Source organism: Archangium sp. (assembly GCF_036389735.1).
Classification (GTDB): Bacteria; Myxococcota; Myxococcia; order Myxococcales; family Myxococcaceae; genus Archangium.
The window spans coordinates 1-11502 of the sequence record NZ_DASVWK010000143.1 but is presented as its reverse complement, the minus strand read 5'-3'; the positions used below and the strand labels follow the sequence as shown (position 1 = coordinate 11502).

The window sequence follows — 11502 nt, the reverse complement described above, 5'->3', positions numbered from 1 at the left end:
CGGCCTTGACGGTGCCCTTGAGCTGATTGACGAGGCCGTTCTTGCCCTCGTTGAGGAAGGCGGCGGCGGGGTTGGCGGCGACGACCCTCTCCGGGTAGTCGGCGGTGCTGATGGAGTAGAGGACGCCCTCGACGTTGGCGGTCCACGCGGCGGTCTGCACCTTGCCGCCGGGGATGGCGACCTCGCCGCGCTGGGGCTGGGGCTCCCCGGGGATCATCACGGAGAAGTTCTCGGGAGGAGAGAGCTTCTGGAGCTGGACCTGGGGCTTGGCCTCGGTGGTGGCGCCCTCGGTGGGGACCTCCTCGACGGTGGAGGAACCACCGGCGGTGGCGCCCCCCTTGGAGGCGCAGGCGGCGCCAAGGAGCGAGACGGTGACGAGAGCGGCGAACAGTCGGGACAGCGAAGACATATGAGCGAGTCCTGAAGGTTGTGGGTGGGAAAAGATGGCGGCGGACCCTAGACGAGTCCGCCGCCGGTCGCTACGTCCTAGCACCGGGAGTGACGGCTTTCGAGAGGAACACGTCCGTCGCTGCTCACGGGCACGAAGTGATGGGAGTGGCCGGGTTGCCGGTGTTGCGAGCGTCGTGCTGGTACTTGGGCCACGGCGCCGAGGTGTCCAGCCCTCGACTGTCGACGACGATGGCGTGCACCTTCCCGTCCCGGGTGACGGCATACAGCACACCGGAGAAGGCAGAAGCCAGGCTCCCCTCCGCCTGCCGGTTGCAGTCGAGCGTCATCGATCCCCCAATGGTAGAGCCGGACTCGAACTGCCACGCCACGGTCTCGAGAGGTCTCCGGGCCTGGATGGTCCCACTCGTCGCTCCCGCCGTGTAGAGATAGCCATCCGTGCCCCAGACGGGTGCGCTTCTGAGAACCTCCCCCGCCGTGTCGATGGCCTGCGTCCCACCATCGGAAATGCTCACCCTGAACAACCTGGCGTTTTCGAGCCCAGCAACAGCCACATGGCCGTTCGGGTTGCCGATGCTCGTACTCCCAATCACTGAAGTTGTCGGGAAGTACGAGGGAGGCTGGCCACCATCCAGCGGGGCCGAGAAGAATTTGCTGAGCCCACCGAGATTGCCCCCACCATAAACAGCCCCACCTGCCGCAGCGAGCGAAGAGGGTTGCAAAAGCGTGGATGGGTCCGCTGCCACGGCGACCAGCGGCTGATTCCACTGAGACGTAAAAGCGATCCCTGCCGTATCGAGGGCATAGGACTTCAGTCGCCCATCACTCGAGCCAAAGACGACAGCATTGCCCGTCGCCAACATGTTCCCGGGAACGGAAACATCGCCCACGCTGGTAGTGATTGGACAGCGGACTACGAGGTCATTCTCCGTATCTGGACGGACCGCGAAGAGCGTGCCTCCAAGTCGTCCGGAGTACACACCATACACAGTCTCGGATGCACTACCCGCCGACAGTTGCGTGAGTGCCAAGGAGGACTGGACCAGAACGCTACTTGAATTCACATCGTTGCAGATACTGGTGAAACCACCATCAGCACTGTCAACGAAGCCGACGCGGCTCACCGACCCCTTGCGAGGTGCGGCGTAGACCCGCTCCACTCCCCCATCCTGGACATTTCCCACCGTGGGACTCGCCACGACAGCTCCGCTGTTGACGGCCCACAACACGCGTCCACTCGGGGAAAGGGCAAGAAGCTGTCCATCATTGTCACTACCGTTCGTCGTCCCGACATAGACCACGCCCGTATTGCCCAGGGCCGGCGTAGCGGTGATGGTCGCCCCCGCGATGTCATGACGCCATTTCCAGCGCGTCACGTTCACGGTGCCCGACGAAGTGCCCACATTGCCGGCCCTGTCCTGTCCCCGCACCTCGACCGCCATGGTCCCGCGGAACGCATCGAACGGCGGCTCCCACAGATTCATCCGCGCCACGCCGCAGAACCCGGCATCACAGAGCGCACCCTGCGCGAATGACACGACATTCACCGTGGACCCGCTACCGGCATCCGTCCGCAAGACGGCCGTCAGAGGGCTGGGACCCAGGTTCGGCTCGTTCGTCCGGATCTCCACGGGTACGACCTGATCGCGCCGCCATGCGGTGGGAAGGCCCGGGTCCGCGTACGTCGTGCCCCCATCGGGCAAACCCGCGTCAGCCGCCGGCACCGTCACGGTGAAGGTGGGCGGAGTCGTATCCACCGTCAGGAACACCGTGGTGCTCGGCCCGCCACTCAGCGGGTGCGCCGCCGTCAGGAGGAACACGCCATCCCCAGGCGGCGTCCACTGCGCGGGGTAGAGTCCCGCGCTCCTCGGGCCCGGAGTCAGCCCGCCTCCGGTTCCGCCGTCGTTGCGCACCACGCGGAAGTCCAGGGTCTCCGGGAAGTTCGCGGAGAGTCCAGGCTGGAGCACCAGCTCGGCCTGCACCGAGACCGCGCCCGCTCCCACCATCCCACCATCACCCGGCGTCACCGTCAGCGCCGCGTACCGCGGCACGCAGCCCTTCGACGTGCAGGCCTCGTACGGCGCACAGGTCGGAGTGCATGCTCCCGCGTCGAGCTCCGACGCGATCACGGTGTAGCACAGATTCCGCTCTACATCGCAGACGCCGCCCTGGTCACACTCCCCGTTCGGACCACACGTGCCGAGCGCTTTGTTACAGCCCGAGAGCGCCCCCAGCAGCATCACCGTTGCGAGGACCTTGCGAAGCATCACGTCCACCTCTCCAAACCCTTTGACGGCTCGACCCTGGTGGATAGCATGGTGCTCCTACTCGCGGAAGGTTGCGTTCCCGCCGTGCTCCTCGGCGGAGACTCACGCCGCGAACGCTCTGTCCTCGACGAGGGTCCCACCGTGAAATTCCATCGCTCCTCGCGGTCCACCCTCCTCCTCACGCTCGGCCTGCTGCTCGCCCCCGCCGCTCGGGCGGAGACGGAGCTCATCGCCCTGCACCCGTGCAACATCGTCGGAGCGAAGGGCAAACAGCTCGAGGAGCTCCAGGCCTCCTGCTCCACCCAGGTCGCCCGCGACGACGTGCAGCTCGTGTCCTCCGAGCTGGTTCGTGCCTTCCTCGACAAGGAGCCCAAGAAGTCCTGCGTGGGCAACAAGAAGCTCAACGAGTGCCTCGGCAGGCTCGCCGCCGCCACCCAGGCCAGCCGCGCCCTCCTCATCACCATCGACCCCGGGCAGCTCACGCGCATCTCCGGCCTCGTGGTGGATTCCAAGGGCGAGCTCGTCGATCAGAAGAACATCCAGATGCGCAGCCGCGGCCAGCCCTCGGAGGAGCTCGCCCGCGGCATCACCCGCCTGATCGAACAGCTCAACCTCGTCTCCTTGAAGCTCACGCCCCTCGTCGAGCAGCAGCCGACGCCCCAGGCTCCCGTGGTGACGCCCCCGCCCGCGCAGCCCTCCGGACCCGCCACGGGCACGGCGCGGACCGAGCCGTCCCCCCGTCCCGCTCCGCCGGAGGCCACCCAGGTGGCCCGGTCCGCTCCGGCCAGCGGAAACGGGCGCAGCTGGAAGACTCCCGCCGCCTACGCGGGCGCGGGCGTGGGCGTCGTGGGGCTCGGTCTCGCGGGCGTCTTCGCCATCACCGGCAACAACGCGATCGCCGAGTCCAATACATATTACCAGGGCGGACTCCCCACCCTCGACCAGTTGTCCCAGGTCTCCGAGCTCCGCGAGAAGGCCACCACGCATCGCACCATCGCGGGCGTGAGCGCCGCCGTGGGGGCCGCGCTCGTCGGAACGGGGGTCTACCTGTGGCTCAATGACCGCCCGGCCTCGCCCGCTCCGGGTGCCGCCGCACTCTCGGCGGGCCCCGGCGGCGTGAGTATCCACGTGCTCCTGCCCTGACGCTACTCGCCGAGGTAGGCCTTGCGGATCTCCGGGCTCTCCAGCAGCGCCTTGCCCGGGCCCGCCATCACCACCTCACCCGTCTCCAGCACATAGCCGTAGTGGGCGAAGTTCAGCGCCAGGTGCGCGTTCTGCTCCACCAGCAGGATGCTCACCCCCGCGGCGTTCACGTCTCGCAGGTTGCGGAAGATGGTCTCCGTCACCTGCGGCGCCAGCCCCAGCGAGGGCTCGTCCAGCAGCAGCAGCTTGGGCCGGCTCAGCAGCGCGCGGGCAATGGCCAGCATCTGCTGCTCTCCGCCCGACAGCGTCCCCGCGAGCTGCTTGCGCCGCTCCTTCAGCTTCGGGAAGAGCACATAGCTCTTCTCCATGTCCTCCAGGATGGCGGCCGTGTCCCGGCGCAGGTACGCCCCCAGCTCCAGGTTCTCCAGCACCGTCAGGTTGGGGAAGATGCCTCGCCCCTCGGGCGCGTGCGCCATGCCCCTGGGCACCAGGGTGTGCGCCTTCGTCCCGGTGGTCTCCTCGCCCCCGAACGTGATGCGCCCGCCCACCGGTTTGAGCATCCCGCTCACCGCGCGCAACGTGCTCGTCTTCCCCGCGCCGTTGGCTCCAATGAGCGCCACCACCTCGCCCTTGCCCACCTTCAGCGTCACGCCCTTGAGCGCCTGGATGGCTCCGTAGGACACCTTCACCCCGTCCACCGTCAGCAGGGGGGGGAACTCCCGGCGCTCACCCAGCAGCTTCAGCTGTGCCTCGCTCACGCCGCCCCTCCGTGCGACTCCAGGTAGCTGTCTCCCAGGTACGCCTCGATGACCTTGCGGTCGTTGCGCACCTCGGCCGGCGCGCCCCGGGCGATCATCTCACCGTGGTCCAGCACGGTGATCTTCTCGCAGATGCCCATCACGAGCTTCATGTCGTGCTCGATGACCAGGATGCCCAGGTTGAAGTCGTCCCGGATCTTGCGGATGAGCACCATCAGGTCCGCCTTCTCGCGGGTGTTCATGCCCGCCGCCGGCTCGTCCAGCAGCAGCACCTTGGGCCGCGTGCCCAGCGCTCGGGCGATCTCCAACCGCCGCTGCTCGCCGTAGGGCAGGTTGCGAGCCTCCTCGTCGCGCCGGTGCGACAGCCCCATCACCTCCAGCAGGTGCTCGGCCTGCTGGGTGAGGTCGCGCTCCTCGGCCTGGAAGCCCGGCGTCAACAGCAGCGCCCGCCACCAGTCGGCGTAGTTGCGCGCCGCCCCACGCACCTTGGCCCCCAGTCCTACTCCCTCGGAGTTCAACGCGGCCTGGCCCCGGCACGCCACCTTCACGTTGTCGAGCGCCGTCAGCGCCCGGAAGAGACGGATGTTCTGGAAGGTGCGCGCCAGTCCCAGGTGGTTGATCTGATGTGGCAGCCGCCCGTTCACCCGCAGCCCGGCCACGCGCACCTCGCCCTGGGTGGGCTGGTACACGCCCGTCAGGACGTTGAACGCCGTGGTCTTGCCCGCGCCGTTGGGCCCGATGAGGCCCTGGAGGTCTCCCTTGTGGATGGCGAGGTTGAAGTCCGAGAGCGCCTTGAGTCCCCCGAACTGGATGCTCACCCCCACTGCCTCGAGCAGTGGCCCACTCATTGAATCCCCTTCCGCCGACGCGGAATCCACCGCGGCACGACGTCCCACAGCTCCCGGGTGCCGAACAGGCCCTGCGGTCGAGACAGCATCAGCGCCACCAGCAGCAGGCCGTACACCGGCATGCGGATCTGATCCACCTTCTGCGCCATGCTCCCCTCCGACCCGAAGGCGGTGAAGAGCGAGCGCAGCCCCTCGGGCAACAGGGACAGGAACACCGCCGCCACGATGGCGCCCGTGGTGGAGCCCAGCCCGCCCAGCACCACCATCACGACGATCTCCATCGACCTGACGAAGGTGAAGGAGCCCGGGTTGATGATGGGCACGAAGTGCGCGAACAGCCCGCCCGCCACGCCCGCGAAGAAGGAGGAGATGACGAAGGCGCGAACCTTGTAGCCGGTGGTGTTGACGCCCATGGCCTCGGCGGCCACCTCGTCCTCGCGGATGGCCCACAGGCTGCGGCCGTGGCTGGAGCCGGCGATGCGGCGCGCCACCAGCACCACCAGGAACACCCAGAAGCCCACCATGGCCACCGAGGACGTCTGCGGAATGCCGCTCAAGCCCAGCGAGCGGCCCAGGAACTCGGTGTTCTGCACCACGACCCGGATGATCTCCCCGAAGCCCAGCGTCACGATGGCCAGGTAGTCACCCCGGAGGCGCAGGGAGGGCAGGCCCACCAGGAAGCCGCAGAGGGCCGCGGCGGTCCCGCCCACCAGCAGCGCCACCACCAGGAACACCTGGTCACTCACCGCCACGGGCAGGGCGGAGATGGCCACGTCCTTGAGCTCCAGCGACGTCACGCCGGAGAGGTAGGCCCCCACCGCCATGAAGCCCGCGTGGCCAATGGAGAACTGGCCCGTCATCCCGTTCACGATGTTGAGGCTCACCGCGAGGATGACGTTCACCCCGATGATGGACAGCAGGTAGGTGGCGAACGGCGAGGCGCTCAGCAGCCACTCCAGCACCAGCAGCACCGGGAGGGCCACCAGCACGGGGAGGATGCCCTTGAGGGAAGCGGGGACCCCCGAATTCCCAGACGAGACAGCAGCGGCGGTTTGCATGTGCGGCGTCAGACCTTCTCCGCCGCGACCCGGCCGAACAGACCGCCGGGCCGGACGAGCAGCACGAGGATGAGGAAGCCGAAGGCCACCGCGTCACGCCAGGTGCTCGCGGCGTAGCCCACCACGAACTCCTCCACCAGCCCCAGCAGCAGCGCGCCCACCACGGCCCCCGGCACGTTGCCGATACCGCCGATGACCGCCGCCACGAAGGCCTTCAGGCCCACCATCAGCCCCATCAGCGGGCTCACCGAGGTGTCCTTGATGGCGTACAGCAGGCCCGCGCCCGCGGCCAGCGCGCTGCCGATCATGAACGTCAGCGAGATGATCCGGTCGGTGGGGATGCCCATCAGCGCGGCCACGCGGTGGTCGAAGGAGACCGCCCGCATCGCCCGGCCAAAGCGCGTGCGGTACACGAGGTATTGCAAGCCCACCATCATCGCCACCGCCACCAGCAGGGAGATGATCTGCCAGTTCCACAGCACCACGTCCGGGAACTCGGGGTCGCCCAGGGTGAACCACGCGGCGGGCTTGATGATCTGCGGGAAGGCGCGCGGCGCGGCGCCCGGCAGGAAGCCGATGTCCAGCTGGAAGCCGTACGAGAGCGCGAACGAGATGCCGATGGCGGTGATGAGCGCGGTGAGCCGGGGCTTCTCGCGCAGGGGCCGGTAGGCGAAGCGCTCGATGAGGAAGCCCATGAGCGCGCACCCGGCCATGGCCACCAGGAAGATGACCAGCACACCCCACGTGGTGCTCTGGGCCTGACGGCCGAGGAACAAGGCCGTTGCGTAACCCATGTACACGCCGACCATCATCACGTCGCCGTGGGCGAAGTTGATGAGCTTGAGCACGCCGTACACCATCGTGTAGCCGAGCGCGACGAGCGCGTAGATGGTGCCGGCGGCGATGCCGTTGATGAGGTGCTGGAGGAGCTGGGACATTACGGATTGATGGTGGTGACGAACTCGGTCTTACCGTCACCGACCTTCAGGATGACGGCCGGCTTCACGGCATTGCGGTTCTCGTCCAGCGAGATGGTGCCCGCCACGCCCGGGAAGTCCTTGGTCTGCGCGATGGCGTCCCGGATGGCCGGGCCACTCAGGTCCTTGGCCTTGCCGATGGCCGCGACGGCCACCTTGGCCGAGTCGTACCCGAGCGCCGCCAGCGCGTCCGGCACGCCGCCGTACGCCTTCTTGTAGTCGGCGATGAACTTCTGCACCTTCGCATCCGGGTTGTCCGGCGAGTAGTGGTTGGAGAAGTAGCTCCCGTTGAGCGCATCGCCAGCCAGCTCGAAGAGCTTCTCCGAGTCCCAGCCATCGCCGCCCATCAGCGGCACCGTCAGGCCCAGCTCGCGCGCCTGGCGGGCGATGACGCCCACGTCGCTGTAGTAGCCCGGCACGTAGATGGCCTGCGGCTTGGCCTTCTTGAGGGCGGTGAGCTGCGCGCGGAAGTCGGTGTCGCCCTGCGAGTAGCTCTCCGTGGTCGTCACCTTGCCGCCCATCTCCGCGAACTTGCGCTGGAACACCTCGGTCAGGCCGATGGAGTAGGCGCTCTTGTTGTCCTGGAGGATGGCCACCTGCTCCGCCTTCAGGTTCTCGCGGGCGAACTTCGCCATCACGTAGCCCTGGAAGGGGTCGATGAAGCACACGCGGAAGATGTAGTCGCCCTTCTGGGTGACGGCGGGGTTGGTCGACGAGGGGGTGATCATCGGCACGCCGGCTCCCTGGGCCTTCTCGGCCATGGCCAGCGAGTTGGACGAGGCCACCTCGCCCAGGATGAGCACCACCTTGTCCTGGGTAATCAACCGGGTGACGGCCTGAGCGGCCTCCTCGGGCCGGCCCTGGTCGTCATAGACGCGCACGGCGATCTTCTTGCCCTTCACCCCGCCGGCCTCGTTGGCTTCCTTGATGGCCAGCTCGATGCCGTTGCGGGTGGAAACGCCGAAGGTGGCCTGGGCTCCGGTGAGGCTGCCCACCTCGCCGAGCAGGATGGTGTCACCCTGCGTACCGCCACCGCCGGTGGTGGCGGGCTGGGCCGTCTGCCCCCCCTTCGTCCCTTCACCAGAGGCAGCGGGCTGCGTCTTCTTCTCGCAGGCCGACGCCAACAGGGCGACAGCGGCGAGCAGCATCGGAGCGAATCGGCGCATGCGGGGGCATCCTCCAAGGTAGGACCACGACGTAAAGCCCCGGTTTTCTATGGGGATGCGACAGAGGGGTCAAGCTCCCAGCGCCTCGGAGGGTCGGCCCCCCTGGCTTTTTTCCACCCTGAGTCTCAGGCGAGCCCTGTCCCGCTCCCTCGTCGGGCCACCCGTCCATTGAGCGGCCTCGTGCCGGGCCCTCGAAGGGTGCCCTCGGTCCTCCTCCTCTCCCACCTTTAGCGGGAGGGAAATGCTTCACCCGAGGAGGCGGACATGTATCAGCGCGGCGACATCAAGGAAGGCATGACGGTCCGCGGCGTCGACGGCCACAAGCTCGGCAAGGTGTACGCGGCCGGTGACACGGAGTTCCACATCGAGAAGGGGCTCTTCTTCCCCAAGGACTACTCGGTCCGGTACGCGGAGATCAGCGATCTGCGCCATGGCGAGGTCATCCTGGCCCACGGCCAGCAGAGCCTGCGGAGCCTCTCGGACTAGCTCCGGGAGCCGCCCGGCTTGGCCGCGGGGCGCAACCGCGTCGGCTCGGAGACGCCGCCCCGGGCGCCTGACAGGTGGACGCGCTCCAGGCGCTCGAGTCCACGCACGCGCTCGGGGAAGTGGTTCGTCACGAGCCGCCCCACCTCCACCTCACGTGCTGGGGGGCAGCTTGCCGCCAGTGCCTCCGCCATCTGGAGCGCGCTGGCGAAGCGGCTCTCCGGCTTCTTCGCGAGCGCCACCTCCAGCACCTCCCATACGGGCAGCGGGATGTTGCTCGGGCGGGCCAGCCGGTCGTCGCAGATGGCGTGCATGGACTCCAGCTCGTCCCCCCGATCGAACGCACGCGAGCCCGTGAGCGCCTCGTAGAGGATGAGGCCCACGGCGAACAGGTCGCTGCGCGCGTCCACGCGGTAGCCCCGCGCCTGCTCCGGCGACATGTAGAGCGGCTTGCCCTTCACGATGCCCGGCAGCGTCACCGTGCGCTGCGCGCGCGCCTTGGCCACGCCGAAGTCCAGCACCTTCACCCGGCCGTCGAAGCCCACCATCAGGTTGTGCGGTGACAGGTCCCGGTGCACCAACTGGAGCGGCACCCCGTCCTCGCCCTTCGCCAGGTGCGCCGCGTGCAGCCCCTGAAGCCCCTGCACCACCACGCTCACCGCGACGGCCGGCGAGGGCCGTGTCGTCTTCAGCAGCCGGTCGAAGTCCACCCCGCGCACCAGCTCCATCACCAGGTAGTAGGCGCCCTGGGCCTCGCCGAAGTCGTGGAAGGTGACGAGGTTGGGATGAGACAGCCGCAGGCCGATGCGCGCCTCGTCCAGGAACATCTTCACGATGTCCGGGTCCGAGGTCAGGTGCGGGAGAATCCGCTTGAGCGCCACCAGCCGCCCGAGCCCCTCGGGGCCTCGCGTGCGCGCCACCAGCACCTGCGCCATGCCCCCGGTGCCCAGCGGCGTCACCAGCTCGTAGCGGCCGATGCGGCCCTGCATCACCGGGTCGCCGTCCGTGCCCAGCTCGTCCAGCCGCTCCAGCACGTTGCGGTTCTCGGTGAGCGCGAGGAAGGCCAGCACCGCGTTGTCGAGCTGGTCTCCGATGGCCTCCACCAGCTTCATCACCAGCCGGCCGCCGTCGTCGAAGCGCCCTTCCACCACCAGCCCCAGGGTGCCCAGCTCCAGCCTGCCGAGCGCCAGCGGAGCGCAGAACATCATCCGCCCATCGGGCAGGAGGCGAGGGCCCTTCCAGCCCGCGGCATCGAAGACGTTGGCGCCGAGCTGGCCCAGCACCCGGGTGAGCACCGGGCCCGTCGTCCCCTTCAGGCAGACGAAGCCCGCCGAGGCGTGCACCAGCCGCGCGCACTGGGTGAGGAAGACATCCACCGCCGCGTCGAGGTTCAACCCTCGCTCCAGGCAGTCCTCGAGGATGTCATCCGCCATCCGCACCACGGCCGTCAGACCGCGGAGGAAGGCGACCTCTGCTTCGAGGGAGGGGAATTCCACGGTGCGCATTGAACACCGGGAGGGCGGGCCCCGGGAAGGGGCCCGCGCGGGGTTCAGGAGCCCGACTTGGACTGGTCGGCGTAGAGCGCGTCCGCGATGCGGTAGGCGCTGGCCTCCAGCTGCTGGTAGCACTCCTTGATGGCCGCCGGGTCCGCGCCCTTGAGCAGCTCCTTCAGGCGCTCCACGTCGGCCTTGATCTCCTCGCGGTCCTTCTCCTGAAGGACGTTGCCGTACTCCTCCAGGCTCTTCTCGGTGGTGTAGATGAGCGAGTCGGCGTTGTTGCGCAGCTCGGCCAGCTCCTTCTTCACCTTGTCGTGGGCCTGGTTGGCCTGGGCGTCGGAGATCATCGCCTGGATCTCCGTCTCGGACAGGCCCGAGTTGCCCACCACGCGCACCTGCTGGATCTTCCCGGTGCCCAGGTCCTTGGCGCTCACGTGGACGATGCCGTTGGCGTCGATGTCGAAGGACACCTCGATCTGCGGCACGCCACGGGGCGCCGGGGGGATGCCCACCAGCTCGAAGCGCGCCAGCGTCTTGTTGTCCGACGCCATCTCGCGCTCGCCCTGGAGCACGTGCACGGACACGAGCGGCTGGTTGTCCACCGCCGTGGAGAACACCTGGCTCTTCTTGCAGGGGATGGTGGTGTTCTTGTCGATGATCTTCGTGAAGACGCCGCCAGCCGTCTCCACGCCGAGCGACAGCGGCGTCACGTCCAGCAGGAGGACGTCCTTCACCTCGCCCTTGAGCACGCCGCCCTGGATGGCCGCGCCCACGGCGACGACCTCGTCCGGGTTGATGCCCTTGTGGGGCTCCTTGCCGAAGAACTCCTTCACCTTCTGCTGCACCGCCGGCATGCGCGTCATGCCGCCCACCAGGAGCACCTGGTGGATCTGCTGCG

At 68.2% G+C, this 11502-nt stretch carries 10 protein-coding genes and 1 pseudogene; 2 read left to right on the top strand and 9 right to left on the bottom strand.

The features are described 5' to 3' along the window. A pseudogene (locus tag VF794_RS05490) lies at positions 1–409 on the bottom strand (hypothetical protein); the annotation flags it as partial. 124 nt (positions 410–533) lie between these two features. After that, positions 534–2675 (bottom strand): PQQ-binding-like beta-propeller repeat protein, encoded by a 2142-nt coding sequence (locus VF794_RS05485; RefSeq protein WP_331108120.1) that lies wholly within the window; start codon positions 2673–2675, stop codon positions 534–536. A gap of 141 nt (positions 2676–2816) precedes the next feature. Here VF794_RS05485 and VF794_RS05480 point away from each other — a divergent pair, with 141 nt between their 5' ends. Then, positions 2817–3818 carry a hypothetical protein gene (locus VF794_RS05480; RefSeq protein ID WP_331108119.1) on the top strand — a complete coding sequence of 334 codons (1002 nt, stop codon included), beginning with the start codon at positions 2817–2819 and terminating at the stop codon, positions 3816–3818. Positions 3819–3820: 2 nt separating this feature from the next. On the opposite strand, the gene VF794_RS05475 is transcribed toward VF794_RS05480, so the two are convergent. From VF794_RS05475 to VF794_RS05455, 5 genes are read right to left on the bottom strand one after another with little or no spacing between them, the layout of a single operon-like run. Next, positions 3821–4576, bottom strand: coding sequence for an ABC transporter ATP-binding protein (locus VF794_RS05475; protein ID WP_349257554.1), 756 nt, complete (start codon positions 4574–4576; stop codon positions 3821–3823). Next, entirely contained in the window at positions 4573–5424 is an 852-nt protein-coding gene (locus VF794_RS05470; RefSeq protein WP_331108118.1) for an ABC transporter ATP-binding protein, read from the bottom strand. Before VF794_RS05470 ends, VF794_RS05475 begins: the two co-directional genes overlap by 4 nt. Continuing rightward, positions 5421–6482 carry a branched-chain amino acid ABC transporter permease gene (locus VF794_RS05465; RefSeq protein ID WP_331108117.1) on the bottom strand — a complete coding sequence of 354 codons (1062 nt, stop codon included), beginning with the start codon at positions 6480–6482 and terminating at the stop codon, positions 5421–5423. The genes VF794_RS05470 and VF794_RS05465 overlap by 4 nt, the downstream gene beginning before the upstream one ends. 8 nt (positions 6483–6490) lie before the next feature. Continuing rightward, the gene (locus tag VF794_RS05460; RefSeq protein WP_331108116.1) at positions 6491–7420 is read right to left on the bottom strand and encodes a branched-chain amino acid ABC transporter permease; all 930 of its coding nucleotides are present in this window, start codon (positions 7418–7420) and stop codon (positions 6491–6493) included. Further along, positions 7420–8625, bottom strand: coding sequence for an ABC transporter substrate-binding protein (locus tag VF794_RS05455; RefSeq protein WP_331108115.1), 1206 nt, complete (start codon positions 8623–8625; stop codon positions 7420–7422). The genes VF794_RS05460 and VF794_RS05455 overlap by 1 nt, the downstream gene beginning before the upstream one ends. A 264-nt stretch (positions 8626–8889) precedes the next feature. Here VF794_RS05455 and VF794_RS05450 point away from each other — a divergent pair, with 264 nt between their 5' ends. Further along, entirely contained in the window at positions 8890–9111 is a 222-nt protein-coding gene (locus VF794_RS05450; RefSeq protein WP_331108114.1) for a hypothetical protein, read from the top strand. On the opposite strand, the gene VF794_RS05445 is transcribed toward VF794_RS05450, so the two are convergent. Together VF794_RS05445 and VF794_RS05440 are read right to left on the bottom strand one after the other, a co-directional pair. After that, positions 9108–10613, bottom strand: a complete 1506-nt coding sequence (locus VF794_RS05445) for a serine/threonine-protein kinase (protein WP_331108113.1) — start codon at positions 10611–10613, stop codon at positions 9108–9110. The two genes, VF794_RS05450 and VF794_RS05445, sit on opposite strands and share 4 nt — an antisense overlap. A gap of 44 nt (positions 10614–10657) precedes the next feature. Beyond that, a partial coding sequence (locus VF794_RS05440; protein ID WP_331108112.1) for an Hsp70 family protein occupies positions 10658–11502 on the bottom strand: 845 nt, incomplete at its 5' end.